This is a genomic window from Burkholderia sp. AU32262, assembly GCF_020419985.1.
GTDB classification, from domain to species: Bacteria; Pseudomonadota; Gammaproteobacteria; order Burkholderiales; family Burkholderiaceae; genus Burkholderia; species Burkholderia semiarida.
On the sequence record NZ_JAIZRS010000035.1, the window covers coordinates 45,137 to 68,818 of the forward strand.

At 67.9% G+C, this 23,682-nt stretch carries 24 protein-coding genes; 9 read left to right on the forward strand and 15 right to left on the reverse strand.

Going from position 1 to position 23,682, the window contains the following annotated elements; genetic code table 11:
• Positions 1-29: 29 nt before the first annotated feature.
• The 4 genes from LGN10_RS29860 to argS all read right to left on the reverse strand — a co-directional run bounded on the left by LGN10_RS29860 (position 30) and on the right by argS (position 4,333).
• A complete protein-coding gene (locus LGN10_RS29860) occupies positions 30-803 on the reverse strand; it encodes an SDR family oxidoreductase (protein ID WP_059585389.1) in 774 nt (257 codons plus the stop codon).
• Positions 804-822: 19 nt separating this feature from the next.
• Positions 823-1,461: a thiol:disulfide interchange protein DsbA/DsbL gene (locus tag LGN10_RS29865; RefSeq protein ID WP_011694426.1), complete on the reverse strand. Its 639-nt coding sequence runs from the start codon at positions 1,459-1,461 to the stop codon at positions 823-825.
• Between the two features lie 70 nt (positions 1,462-1,531).
• A complete protein-coding gene (locus LGN10_RS29870) occupies positions 1,532-2,431 on the reverse strand; it encodes an SPOR domain-containing protein (RefSeq protein WP_104011854.1) in 900 nt (299 codons plus the stop codon).
• Between the two features lie 120 nt (positions 2,432-2,551).
• Positions 2,552-4,333, reverse strand: a complete 1,782-nt coding sequence (argS, locus tag LGN10_RS29875) for an arginine--tRNA ligase (RefSeq protein WP_059585387.1) — start codon at positions 4,331-4,333, stop codon at positions 2,552-2,554.
• Between the two features lie 200 nt (positions 4,334-4,533).
• On the opposite strand from argS, the gene LGN10_RS29880 reads away from it, so the two are divergent.
• Positions 4,534-4,857, forward strand: a complete 324-nt coding sequence (locus LGN10_RS29880; RefSeq protein WP_006489103.1) for a DUF1840 domain-containing protein — start codon at positions 4,534-4,536, stop codon at positions 4,855-4,857.
• A 314-nt stretch (positions 4,858-5,171) separates the two neighbouring features.
• Here LGN10_RS29880 and LGN10_RS29885 read toward each other — a convergent pair whose 3' ends face one another.
• The 7 genes from LGN10_RS29885 to LGN10_RS29915 form a co-directional block, all read right to left on the reverse strand.
• Positions 5,172-5,486, reverse strand: a complete 315-nt coding sequence (locus LGN10_RS29885) for a hypothetical protein (RefSeq protein WP_226225936.1) — start codon at positions 5,484-5,486, stop codon at positions 5,172-5,174.
• 63 nt (positions 5,487-5,549) lie between these two features.
• Positions 5,550-5,747: a hypothetical protein gene (locus LGN10_RS29890; protein ID WP_226225937.1), complete on the reverse strand. Its 198-nt coding sequence runs from the start codon at positions 5,745-5,747 to the stop codon at positions 5,550-5,552.
• A gap of 143 nt (positions 5,748-5,890) precedes the next feature.
• Positions 5,891-8,608, reverse strand: a complete 2,718-nt coding sequence (gene metH, locus LGN10_RS29895; protein ID WP_185723074.1) for a methionine synthase — start codon at positions 8,606-8,608, stop codon at positions 5,891-5,893.
• Between the two features lie 41 nt (positions 8,609-8,649).
• Positions 8,650-9,717, reverse strand: a complete 1,068-nt coding sequence (locus LGN10_RS29900; RefSeq protein WP_226225938.1) for a homocysteine S-methyltransferase family protein — start codon at positions 9,715-9,717, stop codon at positions 8,650-8,652.
• Positions 9,718-9,917: 200 nt separating this feature from the next.
• The gene (locus LGN10_RS29905) at positions 9,918-10,175 is read right to left on the reverse strand and encodes a DUF3567 domain-containing protein (RefSeq protein WP_006477667.1); all 258 of its coding nucleotides are present in this window, start codon (positions 10,173-10,175) and stop codon (positions 9,918-9,920) included.
• A gap of 248 nt (positions 10,176-10,423) precedes the next feature.
• Positions 10,424-11,671 (reverse strand): DUF3108 domain-containing protein, encoded by a 1,248-nt coding sequence (locus tag LGN10_RS29910; RefSeq protein ID WP_226225939.1) that lies wholly within the window; start codon positions 11,669-11,671, stop codon positions 10,424-10,426.
• Between the two features lie 114 nt (positions 11,672-11,785).
• On the reverse strand, positions 11,786-12,652 hold the full coding sequence (locus tag LGN10_RS29915) for an IclR family transcriptional regulator (RefSeq protein WP_124863404.1): 867 nt from the start codon (positions 12,650-12,652) through the stop codon (positions 11,786-11,788).
• Positions 12,653-12,781: 129 nt separating this feature from the next.
• Here LGN10_RS29915 and LGN10_RS29920 point away from each other — a divergent pair, with 129 nt between their 5' ends.
• The 6 genes from LGN10_RS29920 (at position 12,782) to rfaE2 (ending at position 18,799) form a co-directional block, all read left to right on the forward strand.
• Positions 12,782-13,774: a fumarylacetoacetate hydrolase family protein gene (locus LGN10_RS29920; RefSeq protein ID WP_059585383.1), complete on the forward strand. Its 993-nt coding sequence runs from the start codon at positions 12,782-12,784 to the stop codon at positions 13,772-13,774.
• A gap of 118 nt (positions 13,775-13,892) precedes the next feature.
• Entirely contained in the window at positions 13,893-14,720 is an 828-nt protein-coding gene (locus tag LGN10_RS29925) for an enoyl-CoA hydratase/isomerase family protein (protein ID WP_059837340.1), read from the forward strand.
• Positions 14,721-14,798: 78 nt separating this feature from the next.
• Positions 14,799-15,545, forward strand: coding sequence for a PhaM family polyhydroxyalkanoate granule multifunctional regulatory protein (locus LGN10_RS29930; RefSeq protein ID WP_059585381.1), 747 nt, complete (start codon positions 14,799-14,801; stop codon positions 15,543-15,545).
• A 24-nt stretch (positions 15,546-15,569) separates the two neighbouring features.
• A complete protein-coding gene (locus LGN10_RS29935; RefSeq protein ID WP_226225940.1) occupies positions 15,570-16,796 on the forward strand; it encodes a patatin-like phospholipase family protein in 1,227 nt (408 codons plus the stop codon).
• A 466-nt stretch (positions 16,797-17,262) separates the two neighbouring features.
• On the forward strand, positions 17,263-18,141 hold the full coding sequence (locus tag LGN10_RS29940) for a ferritin-like domain-containing protein (RefSeq protein ID WP_226225941.1): 879 nt from the start codon (positions 17,263-17,265) through the stop codon (positions 18,139-18,141).
• Between the two features lie 172 nt (positions 18,142-18,313).
• A complete protein-coding gene (gene rfaE2 / locus LGN10_RS29945) occupies positions 18,314-18,799 on the forward strand; it encodes a D-glycero-beta-D-manno-heptose 1-phosphate adenylyltransferase (protein ID WP_012329309.1) in 486 nt (161 codons plus the stop codon).
• Between the two features lie 16 nt (positions 18,800-18,815).
• Here rfaE2 and LGN10_RS29950 read toward each other — a convergent pair whose 3' ends face one another.
• The 3 genes from LGN10_RS29950 to LGN10_RS29960 all read right to left on the reverse strand — a co-directional run bounded on the left by LGN10_RS29950 (position 18,816) and on the right by LGN10_RS29960 (position 20,977).
• Entirely contained in the window at positions 18,816-19,058 is a 243-nt protein-coding gene (locus tag LGN10_RS29950) for a hypothetical protein (protein ID WP_059575981.1), read from the reverse strand.
• Between the two features lie 201 nt (positions 19,059-19,259).
• Positions 19,260-20,060: a type III pantothenate kinase gene (locus LGN10_RS29955; protein ID WP_059575983.1), complete on the reverse strand. Its 801-nt coding sequence runs from the start codon at positions 20,058-20,060 to the stop codon at positions 19,260-19,262.
• Entirely contained in the window at positions 20,057-20,977 is a 921-nt protein-coding gene (locus LGN10_RS29960; protein WP_226225942.1) for a biotin--[acetyl-CoA-carboxylase] ligase, read from the reverse strand. Before LGN10_RS29960 ends, LGN10_RS29955 begins: the two co-directional genes overlap by 4 nt.
• 276 nt (positions 20,978-21,253) lie before the next feature.
• Between LGN10_RS29960 and LGN10_RS29965 the strand changes: the two genes are divergently transcribed.
• Positions 21,254-22,051: a hypothetical protein gene (locus LGN10_RS29965; RefSeq protein WP_226225944.1), complete on the forward strand. Its 798-nt coding sequence runs from the start codon at positions 21,254-21,256 to the stop codon at positions 22,049-22,051.
• Positions 22,027-22,614: a type VI secretion system amidase effector protein Tae4 gene (locus LGN10_RS29970; RefSeq protein ID WP_226225946.1), complete on the forward strand. Its 588-nt coding sequence runs from the start codon at positions 22,027-22,029 to the stop codon at positions 22,612-22,614. The genes LGN10_RS29965 and LGN10_RS29970 overlap by 25 nt, the downstream gene beginning before the upstream one ends.
• A gap of 365 nt (positions 22,615-22,979) precedes the next feature.
• On the opposite strand, the gene LGN10_RS29975 is transcribed toward LGN10_RS29970, so the two are convergent.
• Positions 22,980-23,682, reverse strand: a 703-nt coding sequence (locus tag LGN10_RS29975; RefSeq protein ID WP_226225947.1) for a tetratricopeptide repeat protein, incomplete at its 5' end; no start/stop codon positions are given.

The window sequence follows — 23,682 nt, forward strand, 5'->3', positions numbered from 1 at the left end:
GCGACGCGCACGCCGGATCCACGGCGCACTCAGTGCGCGCCGGCCTTCGGCTTTCGCGGCGCCTTCTCGAACAGGCGGTCGTACAGCCAGCGCGGCAGCACGTGCAGCACCTTCGCGACGACGCCCATCTGCCACGGAATCACGCGGAACGCGTGCTGCCGGGCGATCGCCCGCGCCGCGCGCGCGGCGAAGCGGTCGGCGTCCATCAGGAACGGCATCCGGTACGGATTGTGCGCGGTCATCGGCGTGCGAATGTAGCCGGGCGCGATCGTCACGACGCCGACGCCGGCCGGGCGCAACTCGACGCGCAGCGATTCGAGATACTTGATCGCGGCCGATTTCGACGCGCTGTACGCGCCGGAGCCGGGCAGCCCGCGCACGCCGGCGACGCTCGCGACGCCGACCAGCGTGCCGTGGCGCGCGGCCGTCATCGGGCCGACGAACGGCTCGAATGTCGCGACCATCCCGTAGTAGTTGATGTCCATCACGTCGCGGAACGTCGCGAGGTCGCCCTGGCCCGTGACGGCGCCCTGGCTGATGCCCGCGTTCGCGATCACGACGTCGGGGCAGCCGTGCGCGGCGATGAACGACGCGGCGGCGGTGGCCAGCGCATCGGCGTCGCGCACGTCGGCGGAATAGACGGAGATGGACAGCTTGGGGAACCGCCGCGCGAACGCATCGAGTGCATCGGTGCGGCGCGCGACGAGCGCGAGCGTGGCGCCCTGGCGGGCGTATTCCTCGGCCATCGCGAGGCCGAGGCCGCTCGACGCGCCGGTGATGAAGACCTTCAGCGGAGTAGTCATGCCGGCGCGCGGGCGGGGATCAGAGCTTCTTGTCCTGAACCTGCTTCACGAGGAAGTCGAGCACCTGGGCGGTACCCGGGATGCTGTTCGTGTAAGCGGGGCCCGTCTTGTACTTGCCCTGGACGACGACCGTCGGCACGCCGTCGATCGCGTAGTCCTTCAGCAGCTTGGCCGACTGGTTTACCTCGCCCTGCACGCTGAACGAGTTGTACGCGTCCATGAACTTCTTCTTGTCGACGCCCTGCGTGGCCAGGAAGTCGGCCTGCGCCTGCGGCGTCAGCAGGTAGTTCTTCTGCTTGTGGATCGCGTTGAAGATCGCCGGCGTGACCTTCTCGGAAATGCCGAGCGCGGACACCGCGTAGAACAGCTTCGAGTGCGGGAGGAAATCGTCACGGAATGCGACCGGCACGCGCTTGAAGTCGATGTTGTTGCCCTGCTTCTTCACCCAGGCCTCGATCGTCGGCTCGAATTCGTAGCAGTGCGGGCAGCCGTACCAGAAGAACTCGATCACCTCGACCTTGCCGGCCGGCGCCGACACCGGCTGCGGCGACTTCATCACCTCGAAGTCCTTGCCGGCGGCCGGCGCGGCGGGCGAAGCCTGGGCAAGGCCGGCGGCCAGGCCCAGGGACAGAAGGAGCGTGCTAAGCAGTTTTTTCATGTTGTGAACGTCGAATCGGTTGCTCGGGTTACGGAACGTAACGGGTTCTGCGTGGGCGCGGCCGGTTGGCTTACTGCTTCGTGAAGCGGATCACCGCCGTGTCGACACCTGCATCGGACAGGCGCTGACGGGCCGAGTTCATATCCTCGAACTTCGAGAACGGGCCGACGCGCACGCGGAAATAGGTCACGCCGCTGACGTCGCGCTTCGACACCTTCGACTCGAAGCCCTGGAAGCCGAGGCGCGCACGCTGCTGTTCGGCATCGCCTTCCGTCTTGTACGCGCCGACCTGCAGGAAGTAGCCGGTGTTCGCGTCGTTCGCGGTCGGCGGCTTCGCCGCTGCCGCCGCGGCGGCGGCCGACGACGTCGGCTTCGGCGTGTTCGCGGCCTGCTGCTGTTGCTGCTGCTTTTGCGCGGCGGCCTGCTGCGCCTGCTTCTGCGCGGCGAAGCGTGCGAGGTCGTCCTCACCGCCTTGCTGCTGTTGTTGCTGCGCCTGTTGCGTCTTCTTCGGCGGCGGCGTGGTGTCGGCCGGCTTCGGTGCGACGGCGACGCCGTTGCCCGACGACGGATTGTTCGACGCGGTGGCGTTGCTCGAGCCGGCGGCGCCGTTCGCGTTGCCCGACGGCGGCACTTCGACGATCTGCGGCTCGGGCAGCAGGCCGCCGCCCTGAGTCTGGTTCGCGGCCTGGCCGGGCGCGGTGTTCGGCGGTGCGGATTGCGCGGCCTGCGGCACCGGCTGGCCGGGCGTCTTGCCCTGCAGCGCGCGGTTCGGGTCGAACTGCTGCGGCTGGCTCGCGCCGTTGTCGGCCTGCGGCGGCGCGACCTTCGACACGAACGGCGACGGCGAACGCGTGATGTAGAGCGCCACCACCACGGCGATCGCGAGGCCGACGATCAGGCCCAGTACGATTCCAAGAAATGTCCCTCCGGCTTGTTTCGATTGCTTCGAAGTTCGGCGTGGTTGTGCCATTGCTTGAGTCACCTGCAAAAAGAATCGTGAGAGGGCTGCGACGGGCGCCCGACGGCGGGCAATCCGACGGCGGGCGTTGCCGCAGCCAGTCGCGGCCCGGTTCGGGCCGCGCGGACATCCTTACATCTTGGCGGGGGCGGACACGCCGAGCACCGTCAGGCCGTTCTCGAGCACCTGACGGGTCGCGGCGAGCAGCGCGGCGCGTGCATTGCGCGGCGCTTCGTCGTCGACCAGCACGCGCTCCGCATTGTAGAACGAGTGGAATTCGCCAGCGAGATCGCGCAGGTAGAACGCGACCGCGTGCGGCGCCAGCTCGTTCGCCGCGTGCGTGAGCATGTCCGGATACTCGGCCAGCTTCTGCATCAGCGATGCCGCCTGTGCGCTCGTCAACTGCGACAGGTCGGCGCCCGGCAGTTGCGCGACGTCGACGTTGTAGCGCGACTTCAGTTCGTTGAGCACCGAGCAGATCCGCGCATGCGCGTACTGGACGTAATAGACCGGGTTTTCGTCGTTCTGTTTCAGCGCGAGATCGATGTCGAACACGAACTCGGTATCGGCCTTGCGCGAGATCAGGAAGAAACGCACCGCGTCGCGGCCGCGCGTGATGGTTGCTTCGTCGATCAGGTCGGGGGCCGCTTCCTGGCCCGCCGCCGCGCCGCCCGACCATTCGATCAGGTCGCGCACCGTCACGTAGCTGCCCGCGCGCTTCGAGATCTTCACTTCCTGGCCGTCGCGCATCACGGTGACCATCTTGTGCAGCACGTAGTCGGGATAGCCCTTCGGGATCCCGATGTGCAGCCCCTGCAGGCCGGCGCGCACGCGCGCGATCGTGCCGTGGTGGTCCGAACCCTGGATGTTGATCACCTTCGTGAAGCCGCGTTCCCACTTCGTCACGTGGTATGCGACGTCCGGCACGAAGTACGTGTACGTGCCGTCCGACTTGCGCATCACGCGATCCTTGTCGTCGCCTTCGTCGGTCGTGCGCAGCCACAGCGCGCCGTCCTGCTCGTAGGTCATGCCGGCCTTGACCAGCGCGTCGACCGTCTTCTCGACGCGGCCCTCGCTGTACAGCGACGACTCGAGGTAGTACTGGTCGAACTTCACGCCGAACGCCTGCAGGTCCATGTCCTGCTCGCGACGCAGGTACGTGACCGCGAACTTGCGGATCGCGTCGAGATCCTCGACGTCGCCCGCGCCCTTGACCGGCTCGCCGTCCGATGCGGCGACCGTTTCGCCGTTCAGGTAGTCGCGCGCGATGTCGGCGATGTACTCGCCGTTGTACGCGGCTTCCGGCCAGCCCGCGTCGCCCGGCTTCAGGCCGCGGGCGCGCGCCTGCGTCGAGATCGCGAGGTTGCCGATCTGCACGCCGGCGTCGTTGTAGTAGAACTCGCGGTGCACCGCGTAGCCCTGGCTCGCGATCACGTTCGCGAGCACGTCGCCGAGCGCGGCCTGGCGGCCGTGGCCGACGTGCAGCGGGCCGGTCGGGTTGGCCGACACGAATTCGAGCAGCACCCGCTTGCCTTTCTCGCGATCCGACGTGCCGAACGCGCGGCCCTGCTCGAACACGGCGGCGATCACCGCCTGCTTCGCGGCCGCCGACAGGCGCAGGTTGATGAAGCCGGGGCCGGCGATCTCGGCGGCTTCGACGAGGCCTTGCGCGGCCGGCTGCGCGGTGAGCGCGGCGACGATCCGTTCGGCGAGCTGGCGCGGGTTCGTGCCGAGCGGCTTCGCGAGCTGCATCGCGACGTTGCACGCGACGTCGCCGTGCGCGGCGACCTTCGGGCGCTCCAGCGTGATGGTCGGGGCGACGAATGCTGCGTCGGCGCCTTTCAGCGCGTGTGCGACCTGCTTGACGCTATCCGCGAGCAGGGCTTCGAGGGTCTGTTTGTGTGCTGGCAGCATGCTGGTAGAAGGCTTCGTTGGTGGGGGCCGGAAACGCCGGCCCGCCGGCGCGCTTTTTAAGCGCGCGTTTCAGGGATCGCAGAATTTTAACAGGTGCTAATATGCCGCTCAGGCGGCCCGCGTCCGCGAGGCCGGACGCCGGTCTGCCGGCGTTCCCCAACCTCGCCGCGCAGGCACAACAAGATGAAAAGGGAATTGTCATGATTACGTTCAAGAGCAAGGCGGCACAGGATCTCGACGTGCTGAAGGATTTCGCCGTGTATGTGCTGGGTCTCGTCGGCAAGCAGCTGGGCGAGCGCGGTGTCATTACGCACGACGAACTGGACCACGCGATCGCCAAGCTGGAAGGCGCGGTCGCGCAGGCGAAGCAGGAGCGCGCCGAGCACGCCGGCCATTTCCACGAGGACGAAGCCGACCACGCGCACCACGAAGTGCCGCCGAGCCTGGCGCAGCGCGTCGCGCCGTTCCTGACGATGCTGCGCGAAGCGAAGGCTGGCCAAGCCGACGTGCACTGGGGCTTCTGAGCTTCCTTCTTCCTTGCCGGGCGGATCGAACGGTCGGCCAGACAGGAAAAAGCCCGCTTTCGAGCGGGCTTTTTATTTTGTCTGATGAAATGGCGACGGGGCAGAAGGCGGGCGCGACGAAATGGGGCGGCAGTGCGGGCCTGCCTTGACCGATAGGTGAAATTCCTTATAATTCAATGCAAGACTATGTGAAAGCCGGTGCGAAAACATAGCGCCGCCCGGGCAACCGGGTCCCACCTGGAGTGGGTATTTCGTCGAAAGACGGAAAGAGAATCCCGCATGCGACGGCTGCCGAAAGGTGGCCGTTGGTTTTTCTACGCCCGGATCTTGCGGCCTTCCAGGCTCGCGCGCAACGCGACTTTCCGGGCTTCCCGCTGGCGTCGGGTGAGTCCGCCCTCCACCACGTAGGCCGACTGCACGCGCAGGATGAGCCGGCGTTTCCTGATCCGGTCCTTCGCCACCTCGAAGAACACGGCATACACGCGCTGCGTGCCGTCTGACGCGACCTCTTCCACCGTCACGAAATTGGGCTGCCGTTCATCCGCGACAACGATCCGCCGCGTCGCCAGCCCGACGATCACGCCGCGCAACAGCTGCCGTGACGCGCGATACCGGTCCGCGCAGAGCACACGTGTCTCGCGGCCGTCGTCGTAGATCTCGTCGTCTGGAATGGTGTCGCGGGTCCGCCCGTCTCATTTGAGGCTGCGTGTGAAGCAGTGACAGGAGAACAGGACCAGAACCGTCACGTCGAAGCCGGTTTCCAGATCGCAGGTGAACGTCAACGGGCGCAAGTGGCTCAGGTCCCAGCTTTCGCCGCGATAGCGGGTGGGCGGGAACGGGGTGGCGGCGTCGAGCGGTGTTTCGGTGATCCTGATCTCGAAGGAAGGCATGGCTGGGCGAGTGTCGGGTCGAGAGATTGCAGCGTTGATCGACGAATATTGAGATTAGTTATCCTGAATAAGTGGTGGGGTAGACAACGCGCCCCGAGATCGGGGCGCGTAACGGTAAGTCGCGGCTGCGCGCCGCGGCTCGATTACAACTGCGGCGCGAGCGCGCGGCGTGCGTCGTCGAGCGACAGCGCCATGCGCCGTGCATAGTCCTCGAGTTGATCCTGCCCGATCTTACCGACCGAGAAGTAACGGCTGTCCGGATGCGCGAGGTAGAAGCCCGACACGCTCGCCGCCGGCAGCATCGCCAGCGAGTCGGTCACGCTCATGCCGATCTCGTCCGCGTGCAGCACGTCGAACATGTCGCGCTTCACGAGGTGGTCGGGGCAGGCCGGGTAGCCGGGCGCCGGGCGGATGCCCGCGTATTTCTCGGCGATCAGCGCGTCGTTGTCGAGCGTCTCGCCGCTCGCATAGCCCCACAGCTCGCGCCGCACGCGCGCGTGCATCGCTTCGGCGAACGCTTCCGCGAAGCGGTCGGCGAGCGCCTTCAGCATGATCGCGCTGTAGTCGTCGTGATCGGCTTCGAACTGCTTTTCCTTCACGTCGACGCCGAGGCCGGCCGTCACCGCGAACATCCCGATGTAGTCGGCGACGCCCGACTCTTTCGGCGCGATGAAGTCGGCGAGCGAGCGGTTCGGCCGCATCACGCCGTCGACCACCGGGCGCACGCTCTGCTGGCGCAGGTTGCGCCACGTGAGCAGCACGTCGGAGCGCGACTCGTCGCTGTAGATCTCGATGTCGTCGTCGTTGACGGTGTTCGCCGGCAGCAGCGCGATCACGCCGTTCGCGGTCAGCCAGCGCCCCTGGATCAGGCGCGCGAGCATCGACTTGGCGTCGGAGAACACGCGCCGCGCCGATTCGCCGACGATCTCGTCGTTCAGGATCGCCGGGTACGGGCCGGCGAGATCCCAGGTCTGAAAGAACGGGCCCCAGTCGATGTAGTTCGCGAGCTCGTTCAGGTCGTAGTTCCTGAACACGCGGCGGCCGATGAACTTCGGCTTCACCGGCTGGTAGCCGGCCCAGTCCACCTTGGTCTTGTTCGCGCGCGCCTCGGCGAGCGTGACCATCGGCTGCGCCTTGCGGTTCGCGTGCTGGTCGCGAATGCGTTCGTAGTCGGACTTCAGCTCGTCGAGATACTTCGCCGCGCCTTCGTCGGACAGCAGGTTCGACGCGACCGACACCGAGCGCGACGCATCGGGCACGTAGACGACCGGGCCTTCGTAGTGCGGCGCGATCTTCACGGCCGTGTGCACGCGCGACGTCGTCGCGCCGCCGATCAGCAGCGGAATCTTCTTCACGCGGAAGTAGTCGTCGCGCTGCATTTCGGACGCGACGTACGCCATTTCCTCGAGGCTCGGCGTGATGAGGCCAGACAGCCCGATGATGTCCGCGCCTTCGACCTTCGCCTTCGCGAGGATCTCGTTGCACGGGACCATCACGCCCATGTTGACCACTTCGAAGTTGTTGCACTGGAGCACGACCGACACGATGTTCTTGCCGATGTCGTGCACGTCGCCCTTCACGGTCGCGATCACGATCTTGCCCTTCGCGCGCACGTCGCCGCCCGCTTCCGCGAGCAGGCGCTTTTCTTCCTCGATGAACGGGATCAGGTGCGCGACCGCCTGCTTCATCACGCGCGCCGATTTCACGACCTGCGGCAGGAACATCTTGCCCTGGCCGAACAGGTCGCCGACGACGTTCATCCCGTCCATCAGCGGCCCTTCGATCACGTTGATCGGACGGCCGCCTGCCGCGGCGATCTTCGCGCGCGCTTCTTCGGTGTCCTCGACGATGAAGGTCGTGATGCCGTGCACGAGCGCGTGCGCGAGGCGCTTCTCGACCGGCTGGTTGCGCCATTCGAGGTTCTCCTCCTTCTTCGCGGCGCCGGTCTTGAACTTGTCGGCGATCTCGAGCAGGCGATCGGTGGAATCCGCGCGGCGGTTCAGGATCACGTCCTCGACACGCTCGCGCAGCTCCGCGTCGAGATCGGCGTACACGCCGAGCTGGCCCGCGTTCACGATGCCCATGTCCATCCCGGCCTGGATCGCGTGATACAGGAACACGGTGTGGATCGCCTCGCGCACCGGGTCGTTGCCGCGGAACGAGAACGACACGTTCGACACGCCGCCGCTCACCTTCGCGTACGGCAGGTTCTGCTTGATCCAGCGCGTCGCCTCGATGAAGTCGACCGCGTAGTTGTTGTGCTCCTCGATGCCCGTCGCGACCGCGAAGATGTTCGGGTCGAAGATGATGTCTTCCGGCGGGAAGCCGACTTCGTTCACGAGGAAGTCGTACGAGCGCTTGCAGATCTCGGTCTTGCGCTCGTACGTATCGGCCTGGCCGGTTTCGTCGAACGCCATCACGACCGCGGCCGCGCCGTAGCGGCGGATCAGGTTCGCGTGGTGGCGGAACGCGTCCTCGCCTTCCTTCAGCGAGATCGAGTTCACGATCGCCTTGCCCTGCACGCACTTGAGGCCGGCTTCGATCACGTCCCACTTCGACGAGTCGATCATGATCGGCACGCGCGCGATGTCCGGCTCGGATGCGATCAGGTTCAGGAAGCGCACCATCGCCGCCTTCGAGTCGAGCATCGCCTCGTCCATGTTGACGTCGATCACCTGCGCGCCGTTCTCGACCTGCTGGCGCGCGACGGCGAGCGCCTCGTCGAACTGGCCGTTGAGGATCATCCGTGCGAACGCCTTCGAGCCGGTGACGTTGGTGCGTTCGCCGACGTTGATGAAGAGCGTCCCGGGCGTGACGTTGAACGGCTCGAGGCCGGCAAGGCGCATCATGTGATCGGTCATGGCGGTGCGAATTTGGTGATGAAGGACGTGGGGCGGGCGGGTCAGGCGTTGTCGCTGTACTGGTTCGGCCAGCGGCGCGGCTTCACGTCGGCGAGCGCCTTCGCGATCTCGGCGATGTGCTCGGGCGTCGTGCCGCAGCAGCCGCCCGCGAGGTTCACGAGCCCGGCCTGCGCGAATTCCTTCAGCAGGCCCGACGTGACGTCGGGCGTTTCGTCGAAACCGGTGTCGCTCATCGGGTTCGGCAGGCCCGCGTTCGGGTAGCACGACACGTAGGTGTCGCACAGCTTCGCGAGCTCGGCGATGTACGGACGCATCAGCGCCGCGCCGAGCGCGCAGTTCAGGCCGAACGTGAGCGGCTTCGCGTGACGCAGCGAATTCCAGAACGCCTCGACGGTCTGGCCCGACAGGATCCGGCCCGACGCATCGGTGACGGTGCCCGAGATCATGATCGGCAGGCGCTCGCCGGTGTCCTCGAACAGCTCGTCGAGCGCGAACAGGGCGGCCTTCGCGTTCAGCGTGTCGAAGATCGTCTCGACGAGGAACAGGTCGACGCCGCCGTCGAGCAGCGCCTTCGCCTGCTGGTAGTACGACGTGCGCAGCTCGTCGAACGTGACGTTGCGGGCGCCCGGATCGTTGACGTCCGGCGAGATGCTGGCCGTCTTCGGCGTCGGCCCGATCGCGCCCGCGACGAAGCGCGGCTTGTCCGGCGTCGCGTATTTCGCGGCCGATTCGCGTGCGAGCTTCGCCGATTCGACGTTCATCTCGACGACGAGATCTTCCATCCCGTAGTCGGCCTGCGCGACGGTCGTCGCGCCGAACGTGTTGGTTTCGACGATGTCGGCGCCGGCCGCGAAGTACTGGTCGTGGATCTCGCGGATGATCTGCGGCTGCGTGAGCGACAGCAGCTCGTTGTTGCCCTTGATGTCGCGCGGGAGATCCTTGAAGCGCTCGCCGCGATACGCGGCCTCGTCGAGCTTGTAGCGCTGGATCATCGTGCCCATCGCGCCGTCGAGGATCAGGATGCGCGATTTGAGCAGCGCGGGCAGGGCGGCGCCGCGCGTGTAGCGCGCGTCGAGCGGGACGGAAGCGGCGAGAGGAGTCGCAGACATGGGCGGAAGACCGGCGAAGACGGAAAACCGTCATTGTAGCCGGTGCGTCAAGCGGTCGCCGCCCTGGCCGCGCCGGCCGGGCGGCCGCCAAATGAAAGCCCCCGCCGGCGAGCCGGACGGGGGCAGGATCGGAGTGCACGCGGCGCCGCGTCGATGCGCGGCGAATGGCCCGGCCGCGTGGCGCGCCGGGCCGCGAGTCGTCAGTGCAGCACGACGGGCATCATCATCAGGCTGTCGAATTGTCCGAGGAATTCGTCGACCTCGTCGAGCGACGGTTCATCCTCGATCAACTGCTTCACGTGCGCGCGGAATCGTTCGGCAAGTTCGCCGTCGATGAAGATCTCGCGCTGCGCGTTCTTGTCGACGATTTCATATCCGCCGGCATTCATCAGGTGATGGCCGGCCTGCGGCGCAAATTCGACGACGCAGTAGTTGGGGCTGTTGTAGATCATTTGCATGGCGGCACTCCTCTTCGCAGTGGCATCTGGCCTTGTTGTCCCCTAGGTGGGGCAAGCCTTGCCGGTTTCAAGGGGCTTGCGCTGCACACCCCGTTCCTCCCGTTCGCGTGGGGTGTATCGGTTAGAAGCCGATGTCTATCAAACGTTTCTCATTGTGAGCCGGTGGACTGAAATAGTTGTTAAAGAGTGTCATCGGCCATTTCCGGGAAAACTGTAATCGGTCGAAATTGCCGATTCGTGCATGTTTTTTACTGTGTGACAACCGAGGAGGCCGGTGGTTGCACGGTTGCAGCGGGCGTGGACGGCGCCGCTTGCGCGGGCGGCGCGGCCGGCACATCGGGCGCCGGTGCGGCGTCGGGCGCGCTCGTTGCGCCGCCGGGCGGTGCTGCATCCGCAGGCACGTCCGGTGCGGCGAGGCGGCCGTGCCACAGCAGCTCGATCTGCGCGCCGTTCGGCTCGGTCTGCACGAGCCGCGCGGGCAGCCAGCCGAGCGACGGCGCGAGCCACATGTCGATGCGGCGCGTGTCGCCGTCGCGGCGCGGCAGGCGCATGAAGTGCCGCGCGGCGATGACACCGGCCTGCGTCTGCACCTGCTCGTCGCCGATCACGGTGATCGGCCAGGTCTCGCCGCTGTTGTTGTCGATCACGAAGAACTGCTGCGTGACGCCCGGCTTGTACGCGGAAGGATTGCCGCGCACGAGCCCCGACAACTGCATCAGCATGCTGAAGCGGTCCTGCACGCCATCGGGCAGCGGCGCGTTGTTCGGCGTGCGCGTGAACACGACCTGCCGGATCTCGCGGTTGAAGATCGCGATGTCCTCCGGCCGCTTGCCCCGCTTCTCGACGTAACGGTCGGGCGCGACGCCGAATGCATCGATGCGGCCTTCGCTGCGATAGGCGAACGGGCCGACGAACGGCACGGGCATCGACACCGACAGGTCGTAGGTGTGCCCGTCGGTGCGCCAGCGGATCGTGCCGATCATGTTCTGCATGCCGTTGTAGAACGTGTCGTACTGCAGGTCGCCGGACGGCGGCGCGGCGAACTTCACGCCGCTCGCGGCAGGCCCCGGCGTCGCGGCGCTGGCGCCGGCGGCCGGCGCGGCGTGCGCGCCCGAGGCGCCCGGTACGCCGCTCGCGGCGGACGCGGCGGCAGCCGGCGGTTCGCCGTGCTCGGCCGTCTGCGTCGACGTGAGGACCGGTTCGTCCGGCGGCGCGGGTTTCGGCGGGGCCGCCTTCGGCGCGGCGGGTGCGGCCGGACGTTCGACCGGCTTCGACGCTGGCGGCGCAGGCTGGCGTTCGATCGGCCGCGGTTTCAGCAGTTCGATCTGCACGGGGATGTCGGCGGGCGGCGGCGGCGTGAACGATTCGCGGTTGCGCATCAGCCAGAACCCCGCGAGCGCGTGCAGCACCAGCACGGCGACGAGCGCGACGCCGACGCGCAGCCAGCGGCGGGGCGGGGCGTGACTCGGGCGAAGGTCGGCAGGCTGCATGGGCATCGGAACGGGGTCGGGGCGCGTGCGTGACGTCGGGCGCGCGGCGCGCGCCACAGGAATCGGACCGCCGGATGCGCCGCGCGTTCGCGACGCGTGACGTGGGGTGAGCCGGAGGCGTCAGGCGTCGCGTGCGTCGGGACTATAGCCGAGTTCGTAAGACAGTTTCCGCGCGCACGCGCGCAGCGCCGTGTCGATCTCGCCGCCCCACGCGATGTCGAACGAGCCTTCCTGGCCGAGCGCGACGATCGCGAGCGCGAGTTCGCCGACCGCGTCGAACACCGGCATGCAGAACGCGTGGATCGTCGGCAGCAGCATCCCCTCGACGCGCGCGGCCTGGTGCCGGCGCACGTCGGCGAGCACGGCGTCGACTTCGTCGAGCGTGCGCGGGCCGCCGTGGTGCGGCGAGCGGCGCGTATCGGCGAGTTCGCGCTCCAGCATCGCGGCGGTCTTGCTGCGCGGCAGGTACGCGGCGAACAGCAGGCCCGTCGCGGAGCCGAGCAGCGGCATCACGTCGCCGAGCTTCAGCGACGCCTTCGCCGGATGGCTCGATTCCATCCAGTGCACGATCGTCGGCCCCTGGTTGCCCCATACCGCGATGCCGACCGTCTGGTCGAGGCGGTCGCGGAATTCGGTCAGCGCGATCCGCGCGAGCTTCACGCCGTCGACGCGCGCGAGCCGCGCGAGGCCCATCTGCAGCGCGAAGCCGCCGAGCTCGTAGCGGCCCGAGACGGGATCCTGCGACACGACGCCGAGCCGCGAGAAGCTGACCAGGTAGCGGTGCGCCTTCGCCGGGCTCATGCCCGCGCGCTGCGCGAGATCGCGCAGCATCATCGCGCGCGGCTCGCTCGTCAGCACGTCGAGCAGGCGGAAGCCGACCTCGATCGACTGGATGCCGGAACGGACCTTCTCGCCGTGTTCGCCGGACGCGGTGTCGTCGGTATCGGAGTCGGTGAGATCGTCGTCGGGAAGCGGGCTGGCGGGCATGGGCAACGGGTGCGCGAAAATGCGGCAGGAAACGGGGTGAAAACGGCGCGCGCGATCGGGGCGCGCCGCATGGATTCACCATCGTAAAATAGATTCCCTCCATCGTCACTACAACGGCAGATCCTCCCTATGAAACTTGCTTCGCTGAAGGACGGCACGCGCGACGGCCAGCTGATCGTCGTGTCGCGCGACCTGCACACCGCGGCGATCGCCGATGCGGTCGCGCCGACGTTGCAGCGCGTCCTCGACGACTGGGCGTTCTACGCGCCGCAACTGCGCGACCTGTACGACGCACTGAACCACGGCCGCGCGCGCAACGCGTTCGCGTTCGATCCGGCCAACTGCATGGCGCCGCTGCCGCGCGCGTTCCAGTGGGCCGACGGCTCCGCGTACGTGAACCACGTCGAGCTCGTGCGCCGCGCGCGCGGCGCGGAGATGCCGCCCGAGTTCTGGACCGATCCGCTGATGTATCAGGGCGGCAGCGACGATTTCCTGGGGCCGCGCGACGACGTCGTGTGCCCGTCCGAGGAATGGGGCATCGATTTCGAGGCCGAAGTCGCGGTGATCACCGGCGACGTGCCGATGAGCGCGTCGCCCGACGCCGCGCTGAAGGCCGTGCGGCTCGTCACGCTCGCGAACGACGTGTCGCTGCGCAACCTGATTCCGGCCGAACTCGCGAAGGGCTTCGGCTTCTTCCAGAGCAAGCCCGCCACCGCGTTCGCGCCGGTCGCCGTCACGCCGGACGAGCTCGGCGACGAATGGCGCGAGGGCCGCGTGCACCGCCCGATGATCGTCCACTGGAACGGCAAGAAGGTGGGGCAGCCCGATGCGGGCACCGACATGGTGTTCCACTTCGGCCAGCTGATCGCGCACGCGGCGAAGACGCGCAACCTGCGTGCCGGCTCGATCGTCGGCTCCGGTACGGTATCGAACAAGGATGCGAAGCGCGGCTACTGCTGCATCGCCGAGAAGCGCTGCCTCGAGACGATCGAGCACGGCGCGCCGCAGACCGAATTCATGCGTTACGGCGATACCGTGCGCATCGAGATGTTCGATGCGGCCGGCAAGTCGATCTTCGGCGCGATCGAGCAGTCGGTTTCCCCACCCGACGGCGCGGCATAGGCAACGCGGCGGCGGCACCCGGCCTCGGCCCGCGCGCCGGGTTTCGCCCGATGTTTGACCGCGCGGGCTTGGCTACACTCGATTCAAGCGTTCGAGCGCCTCGAACAAGGAGCAGCAGATGGCCGATCTCGCCGCGTACGGCGGTTACGAAGCACTGAAGGTGACGCGCCGCGATCATGGCGTGCTCGATATCGTGATGAGCGGCGAGGGTGCGAACCGCAGCGGCCTCGCGACCGCGAACGCGCGCATGCATCGCGAGCTCGCCGACATCTGGCGCGACGTCGATCGCGATCCCGACACGCGCGTCGCCGTGATCCGCGGCGAAGGCAAGGGCTTTTCGGCGGGCGGCGATCTCGCGCTCGTCGAGGACATGGCGAACGATTTCGACGTGCGCGCCCGCGTGTGGCGCGAGGCGCGCGACCTCGTCTACAACGTGATCAATTGCAGCAAGCCGATCGTGTCGGCGATGCATGGCCCGGCCGTCGGCGCGGGGCTCGTCGCCGGGCTGCTCGCCGACATCTCGATCGCCGCGAAGGATGCGCGCATCATCGACGGCCACACGCGGCTCGGCGTCGCGGCCGGCGACCACGCGGCGATCGTGTGGCCGCTGCTGTGCGGGATGGCGAAGGCGAAGTACTACCTGATGTTGTGCGAGCCCGTGAGCGGCGAGGAGGCCGAACGGATCGGGCTGGTCTCGCTCGCGGTCGAGCCCGCCGACCTGCTGCCGAAGGCGTACGACGTGGCCGAACGGCTCGCGCACGGTTCGCAGTCGGCGATCCGCTGGACCAAGTACGCGCTGAACAACTGGCTGCGCACGGCCGGGCCGACCTTCGATACGTCGCTCGCGCTCGAATTCATGGGCTTTTCGGGGCCCGACGTGCAGGAAGGCATCCGCTCGCTGCGCGAGCGGCGCCCGCCCGCGTTTCCCGGCGACGCGCCGTTCTGACGCGCGCGCTATGATCGAATCATGGGCGGCCGCGCGACGCACGGCCGCCTCGCTCCCCCAGTCAACCAGGATGCCCGTATGACGACCGATGCCTCCGGCGCCAACCCTTTCGCCGGCTTTGCCGGGTTCCAGCCCGCCGACATGATGGACCGGATGTGGGACATGATCCGGATGTCGCCGTTCGGCGGGATGGCGCCCTTTCCGGGCGCCGCGCACGGGCTGCCGCCGTCGCTGTCGAGCATGTCCGACATGATGTCTCCGCTCACGAGCGTCGAGGAGCTCGACAAGCGGATCACCGATCTGCGCGCGGTCGAGCAGTGGCTGAAGCTCAATCTCGGGATGCTGCAGTCCGCGATCCAGGCGCTCGAGGTGCAGCGCGCGACGCTCGCGACGCTGCGCGCGTTCGGCGCGTTCGCGCAGAGCTCGATGTCGGCGGCCGAGGACGCGGCGGTCGCCGCCGCGCAGGCCGCGAAAACCTCGGCGGGCGAGGCCGCGCCCGCACCGGATGCGGCGGCTCCGGCGGCGGATGCGCCGGAAGGCGACCCCGCGCAGCAGCCGTTCGATCCGGCCGGCTGGTGGAACCTGCTGCAGACGCAATTCAACCAGCTCGCGAGCCTCGCGATGGCGCAGCCGGGCATGCAGCCTGCGGCGCCGGGCGCCGCGTCGCCCGAGCCCGCCGCCGCGCCGGAACCCGTCGCGAAGCCCGCCGCCGCCGCGCCGCGCAAGCCCGCGGCCAAGCGCGCCGCGAAGCCGTCCGGTTCGGCCGCGGCGCGCGCGGCGGCCGCTTCGTCGCCCGAAACGCGTCCGCCGAAGCGCTCGACGTGATGCGGCGCAGGTAGCAGGTCGATCATGCGACTCGCGCTCGTTCTGATGGGAGGCGGCGCGCGCGCCGCATACCAGGTCGGCGTGCTGAAGGCGCTGGCCGAGATCGCGCGCGAGGCCGATCCGCGGCGGCACACGGTGCCGTTCACGGTCGTATGCGGTTCGTCTGCCGGCGCGATCAACGCGACGTCGATCGCGAGCCACGCGGACGATTTTTCCCATGGCGTGCGGCGCCTGCTCGAATTCTGGGAGCCGTTGCGCGCCGATTACGTGTATCGCACCGACTGGCTCGGCATCGCGGGCGCCGGCGCGCGCTGGCTCGCGACGATGACGTTCGGCTGGGCGGCCCGCCGCTCGCCGCGCGGGCTGCTCGACAACACGCCGCTCGCGCACCTGCTGCAGCGCGAGCTGAGCTTCCACCGGATCGAGCAGATGCTCGAGGCGCGCCTGCTGCACGCGCTCGCGGTCGCCGCGCTCAGCTATTCGAGCGGCCGGCACCTCACGTTCTACCAGGCCGCCGAGCCGATCCAGGCGTGGCGGCGCGCGCAGCGCACCGCGCGGCTCGTCGATCTGTCGGCGTCGCACCTGCTCGCGTCGTCGGCCATTCCGTTCGTGTTTCCCGCCGTGCCGCTCGTGCTCGACGGACAGGTCGAGTACTTCGGCGACGGCTCGATCCGGCAGATCGCGCCGCTGTCGCCGGCGATCCACTTCGGCGCGGACCGGATCGTCGTCGTGGGCGCCGCCGACCCGCGGCCCGAGATTCCGGCCGCGAACGGCGCGGGCCGGGCGCGCGGCTACCCGACGCCCGCGCAGATCGGCCAGCAGGTGCTCGCGAGCGTGTTCCTCGACTCGATCGGCTCGGACATCGAACGGATCGAGCACATCAACCGGATGATCGAGCATCTGCCGCACCAGGTCGAGATCGACAGCGGCTGGCGGCACGTCGACGTGCTCGCGATCGCGCCGTCCGAGCGCATCGAGCTGATCGCCGCGAAGCACCTGAAGCAGATGCCGGCGACGATGCGCGGGCTGCTCGGCGCGATCGGCGGCAGCCAGCCGGCCGGCGCGTCGTTCGCCAGCTACCTGCTGTTCGAGGAAGCCTTCACGCGCGAGCTGATCGAGCTCGGCTACCGCGACGGCCGCGCGCAGCGCGAGACGCTCGCCGGCTGGATCGCGCAGGCGGACGGCAGCAGCGCGCCGGCGGCCGGCACGCCGCCCGAAGACGGCCTCGCGACCGACGAAATACGGGTCTGACACGCGCACGCGCAATGCAAGGTTGCGTTTTCGCGACGGCCGGCCGCGACCGATCGCCGCATACCGGTTGGCGGCGCGCGACCGGGCGGGCGTCTCGGAAGCGTCATGCACGCGTGCTATCATGGCCGCCGCCGTATACACCATATCGAGCAGCCCGCCGATCCGGCATCCGCACGGGACCTTTCGGGGAACCCGCCTGGGGCAGGGGGCGGGCGCGCCAACGAGCCGGCCAGCGCCGGCCCCCCACTCAGGCAAGCGCGGCCGGCTCCGTCCGAACGGAGCGGGTTGCGGCATGCCCAACGGCGGCGACGCGGCCGCCCGGCAGCCGGACGAGGAATCAGCGTCCGGCGGGCCGGTTTCCCGCGTAAAATTAGAGTCTTGGCTGCAAAAAGCGCGGGTGGCGCGCTTGCGCGGCAACAGTCACGTTTAGAGAAGTCGCATTGCGCAGAACAGGGGTGGGACCATCATGAACACCATGCTTTATCCGGAACTTTACAGGTCGCTCGAAGCTGTCCGCTGGGACATGGAGAAGGACATTCCGTGGGACAGGTTCGACGCTTCGCTGCTCACCGACGAGCAGGCGAAGACGATCAAGATGAACGCGATCACCGAATGGTCGGCGCTGCCCGCGACGGAAATGTTCCTGCGCGACAACCAGCACGACAGCGACTTTTCCGCGTTCATGAGCGTGTGGTTCTTCGAGGAGCAGAAGCATTCGCTCGTGCTGATGGAATACCTGCGCCGCTTCAAGCCGGAGCTGGTGCCGACCGAGGAGGAACTGCACGCGGTGCGTTTCCAGTTCGATCCTGCGCCGCCGCTCGAGACGCTGATGCTGCACTTCTGCGGCGAGATCCGTTTGAACCACTGGTACCGCTGCGCGGCCGACTGGCACACCGAGCCCGTCATCAAGCAGATCTACGAAACGATTTCGCGCGACGAGGCGCGTCATGGCGGCGCGTACCTGCGCTACATGAAGAAGGCGCTGAACAACTGCGGCGACGTCGCACGTGCGGCCTTCGCGAAGATCGGCGTGCTGATGGCGTCGGCGCGCCGCACCGAGAAGCCGCTGCACCCGACCAACCTGCACGTGAACCAGGCGCTGTTCCCGCGCGACACCGTGCAATCGCGCCTGCCGGATCCGGAATGGCTCGAGCGCTGGCTCGACGAGCAGATCCGTTTCGACGGCGAGTGGGAGAAGAAGGTGGTCGAGCGGATCCTGCACAACCTGTCGATCCTGTTCGAGCGCACGTTCGCGACCGCGCAGGAGCTGAACCGCTACCGCAAGGAAGTCACCAGCCGCCTGCAGGCCGAAAGCGGCCCGTCGTCGGCCGCGCAGCCGGCCTGAGGCCGGCGGGCGCCGGCGCCGGCGCGCGTCGTGCCCGATTCGTGCCCGATTCGCGCCCGGCTCGCGGCACCGTGTCGCGTGTGTTGCGTGAAGCCCGCCCGGCCGGTCCGGCGGGCTTTTTATCTGGCGCTGCCGTCGCGCGCGCCGTGGTCCATTCCGTCCTGTCGCCATCATGTCCGCCACCTTCGAACGCAAGCTGATCACCCGTGACGCCCTCGTCGCGCTGCGTGCGTCGCTGCCGTCGCCCGTCGTGTTCACCAACGGCGTGTTCGACATCCTGCATCGCGGTCACGTCACGTATCTCGCCGATGCGAAAGCGCTCGGCGCGTGCCTGATCGTCGGCGTGAACAGCGATGCGTCGGTGCGCATGCTCGGCAAGGGCGACGACCGGCCGATCAACCGCGAAGAGGATCGCGCGGCATTGCTCGCGGCGCTGGAAAGCGTCGACTGGGTCGTGACGTTCGGGGAAAAGACGCCCGTGTCGCTGATCGAGGCCGTCCGTCCGGACATCCTCGTGAAGGGCGGCGATTACGACATGGACGCGCTGCCGGAATCGGCGCTCGTGCGCGGCTGGGGCGGCCGGGCGCTGGCGATTCCGTTCGAGCACGATCGCTCGACCACCGCGTTGCTGAAGAAGGTGCGCGCGCAACAGTCGTGAGCGCGGCGCGGCGCCGTCACGGGGCCGATGCCGCGAGCGGCGCGGTCGTGACGGCCGGCGCCGCGATCGGGCCGCCGACCACGGGCTGGTCGGTCGCGCGCATGAGCGGTGTCACGCGCAATGCGTCGGGCCGCACCTGCCGCGACAGCACGCCGGGTTCGCGCGGGCCGGCCGCCGGCAGCGGCCCGAACACGCCGCGCGCCACCACGAACGCGAGCATGTTGGCGAGAAAGAGAACAGCGATCAGCCAGCGCAGCATCGTCGAAACTCCTTGTCGTCATTGACGTGGTTCACGTCGTTCAGTCGAGCCGGCCGAAGGGCCGGCTTTTTTCATGGCTTCCGTTGACCTGAGCGTTCGTGCGGGCCGCAGGCGCGGCACCGCGCGTATTGCATCGTCGGCGTGACGCGGGCCCGCCTGGGCTTGCATCGGCCCGCGCCGCCGCGCGCCGGCACGCGCGCGTCAATCCGGCGCCGTTGCCGGGTCGCCCGCATCGGCTGCGATCAGCGCGAGCCCGGACAGGATCAGCGCGTCATGCCGCGTATGCGCGACCGTCAATGCACGTGCGACGTCGTCTGCCGCACCGCCTGCCAGCACGAGCCGCACGGGCGCCTGCCAGGCATCGGCGAGATCGCGCCATGCGCGTTCGATGAGGCCGGCCTGCGCGTACAGGCAGCCGGCCGACAGCGAGCGCGGCGTATCGACCTGGAACGGCTCGGCCTGCGCGCCCGCGAGCAGGCCGCTTGCGATATCGGTGGTCAGCGTCGGCAACTGCGCGGTGTGCGTGCCGAGCGCGCGCATCATCAGCGCCCAGCCCGGCGCGATCAGCCCGCCCGTGAACCGGCCGTCCGCGCGCAGTGCCTCGAGCGTCGTCGCGGTGCCGAACGTCGCGATCAGCAGATGCTCGCCCGGAAACGCCGCGTGCGCGCCGATCAGGCCGGCCCAGCGGTCGCTGCCGAGCTGTTCGGGCGTCGTATAGCCGTTCGTCACGCCGCATTGCGCGGGCCGCGAGCGGATCGTCGTGCGCGGCAGGCCGGGCCAGCGTGCGTCGAGCAGCGCGTCGATCCGTGCGGCCACGTCGGCGCCCGCGACGTTCGAGATCCAGGCGCCGCGCGGCCTCGGCACGCGCGACCAGTCGGGATCGGCGCCGCCGTCGCGCGTGTGGCCGAACGCGCCCGTGTCGACGAGCGTGCGCCGCGCGTCGGCGAGCGCCCATTTGATCCGGCTGTTGCCGGCGTCGATCAGCAGGTACGGTTCGCTCATTGCGCTTCGCGCAGCGACACGTCGCCGGCCGCGATCGTCTGTACGCCGTTCGGCGTGTCGAGCAGCAACTGGCCGGTCGCGTCGATGCCCGTCGCGATGCCGCGTGCGCGTTCGACGCCCTGTTCGAGCAGCACGACTTCGCGGCCCGCGTATGCGTGCAGCGCGTGCCAGCGCGGCAGGAACGGCGCGAGGCCGTCGGCGCCGAATTGCGCGAGCGCGGGCGTGAGCGCGTTCAGCGACGCGGCGAGCGTATCGGTGAGGTTCGCCGACGCGCACGCGATCGACAGCGCGGCGGGCGGCAGCCCGCTTGCGAGCGTCGCTTCGCGCGCGCGCAGCGCGTCGACCTGCGCGGCCACGGCTTGCGCGCCGCGCACGTTGATGCCGAAGCCGATCACGACGGCGGTGGCGTCGGCGGTGGTCCAGACGGTTTCGATCAGGATCCCGGCGAGCTTGCCGACGATGCGCGGCGCGCCGTCGTCGGCGGCCGTCAGCAGCAGGTCGTTCGGCCATTTGAGCGCGACGCGCATGCGGGCGTCGAGCGGCAGCGTGGCCAGCCCTTCGGCGAGCGCGACGCCGATCGCGATGCTGAGGCCGCCGAGCGCATCGACGGCGCGCGGCACGATGCAGCCGACCGAGCACAGCAGCGCATTGCCGGGCTGCGCGAACCACGGGCGGCCCTGCCTGCCGCGGCCGGCCGTCTGCTCGAACGCGACGCGCACGAGCGGCGCGGGCAACGCGTTCGCGCCGCGCGGCAGCGCCTTGAGCCGGGCCGCGACGTCGGCGTTGGTCGAGCCGGTGGCGGCGACGATGTCGAGCGGCCACGCGCGCGGCGCGGCGTCCAGGTGCGCCTCGAGCCGGTTGCGCGCGATGTGCGCGTCGCTGGATTCGGGCGTGTCGGAGGAGGTGGGGGCGTTCATGGCGCCTATTGTAGCGACAGGGGGCGGTGGGAGTTGGCAAGCGGGCAGGCGTGTGTCGAGGCGCTTGTCCGGATCGTCGCGACAGGTCCGCTCGAATTGCGTCGCCGCCAGGCGAAGGTATCGCGTTCTCAAGCGGAAGGGCATCGCCACGATAGGTGAAGTCGCCCGGCTCTTGTTCGTGTTGAAAACATATAGTCGACCCATATTAATTGATTGCGATTTCGAATACGTCTGATTGATTGCCTCGTGCGGATTGGGCATTTTGGATTCCAGCCATTGACGACGAGGAATCCAGATGAGCAACGGGCAAGCGTCACCAGCATTTTCTTTCATGGTTATTTGCCGGCTTGCTGCGCAGAGTGGTCGGCTTGTCGTGGACGGCAAGAAGGCAGTCATCGCGTCGGCAGCGGTTCATTCCGCTACGGACGAGAAGCGTGCGGGCCGGACGTTCCGTGGCTGGCCGGCATGATTCGCTATTTCCTTGCCAAGGGCGACCGGGGCGGTAACGCCGTGATTACGGAAGGGCTGGAGTTCGTCACGTGTTCCAGTCCACCCCCACGTGTACAGATCGCCACGCTTTACATGAAAACCTACTGCGCGGCTTGCAAACAGGAAGGGTTCATCGCGCCGGAAGGTCCGCGTTTGCCGGGTACGGGGCCCAATGGTCGGCAGTGGGCATTGAGTGGCGATGTCAACGTATGCGGATGTAGTCCGCCCCCCGTCTTCTATGCCGAGCGTGGCATGAAGATGATTCTGACGTCACGAGATGCAGCCGGCGCCGAGAAGAAACTGCGAATGGGGGAGATCGACGAAAGAGAAGATACCGCACCACGATCTCGCGTTGCTCCCATCTATGACGAACAGGTGCGCGCCTGCATCGGCACTACGCTATCTCAGAATTATCCGTATTTGATAGAAATGGCCGATGGGCGGACGATCGCGGGCCGCGTCGATACCAACGGCCGGTTGCCGCGCATTCATACCGAGATCTCCGGAAGTTACCGAGTATATTGGGGCGAGGATGCGCTTGCCCACGAGGACTGGCCGCCATGCCAAACAGACCGACAACCGTAACAACGAACACGACGCCTGATTCGATCAAGGGTGTGCAACTCAGGGCAGTAACATTCAAGGAACTGTGGGCCGCGTATCCGCCGGGCAATCCTTATAAGAATCCCGCTTATACCAATCAATGCGCCATTCGGTTGAGCGTCGCGCTTCACCGGGTGGGCATAGAAATGAAGTCATTTTCGTCGAAACTGGTCAAGCCGCTTGGCGGTCAGTCGAGCATCGGGCGTATCCTGTTGAACGGGCGAGCAACTGCCACGCGCGCCAACGAGCTCGGCGAGTGGTTGAGGCTGCAACCATTTGCAGGGCTGGGGAAGGCGGAAAACGTCACCGGCACCAATTGGAGGGATAGGGTCGAAGGACGAACAGGCATCATCATGTTTGACGGCTACTGGACTCGCGAGGGCGAGGCAGATGCAAATGCAAGCGGTGGGCACATTGATCTATGGAATGGCGAAAAACTCACGGGATTCGGTACTGGAATTCGAATCCGCTGGAATATCGTGATTCCTGGATTTTGGTCCGATTTTCGTGTTTCGAAAAGAATCCTGTTTTTTCCGATCAAATGAAACTATTGGGATTTACCATCGGTGCAATTGCCGGCTCGGCCGTGACCACACTCGTTTGTTGGGGTGGGTTGTATTTGTTCGGCGTTTTGATTCTTCACGGAAGGGGCAGTCTGTTCGATACGCACCCGAGAGTCGCCAACCTGTTTTTTTTCGGCTGGTTGGTATCCGTGGCTGTGGTCTCGGTAATCGGCGGCTGGTGTGGTTGCGTCTGGGGGAGAAACCGGGAAGGAAAAATGCGGGAACGGGATTGAGGTGCGCTCTCCCGGGCCCCGCAACCGATTCCGCGTGACGGCGATCGATGAGCGGGGCGTTAGATCATGCGGAGGACTCGCGCCACGGCAAGCGCGAGCCGAAGGACTATCGCGTCACGGCGCGACGACCGGATGCTTCAGCGCATGCGCGGTCTCGATCCACTGCGCGTGGAATTCGTCCGCGTCGGGCCGAAGCCCGAGTTCGCCGTTGCGATAGGCCATCGCGAGCGTCTGCACGGCTTCCGGTAGCTCGTGCTCGGCGGCCCGGCGATACAGCGCGAGTGCGCGCGCGTCGTCGCGCGGCACGCCGCTGCCGTCGCGGTACGCGTTCGCGAGCATGAAGTCGGCAGCCGGAATGTCCGCGCGCGACGCGACGTCGAACCAGTGCGCGGCCTGCGCCGGGTCGGCCGCGATGCCGTAGCCGCTGCGGTAGATCAGCCCGAGGTAATACGCGGCGGCCGGGTCGCCCTGTTCGGCCGCCGCGCCGAGCAGCGCGCGGGCGCGTGCATAGTCTTTCGGGAAGTCGCCGCTGCCGAGCAGCAATGCCTTGCCGAGCGCGAGCCGCGCGCGCCGCGCAGCCGGCGCGTCGGCCCGGCCGTCTGCCGCCGCGGCCGTTTCCAGCCAGCCGCGCCCCTCGTCGCGCAACCCCGGTTCGTGCGCATCGACGAGCGCGATGCCGAGCGCCGCCTGCGCGGCGCCCGAGCCGCGGCGCGCGAGCGTGCGCAATTGGGCCAGCGCATGCGGCTCGGTCGCCTGCGTGACCATCGCCTGCCATTCGTCGAGCTGCGCGGCGCTCGGCGCGGGGCCGGCGCCGCGC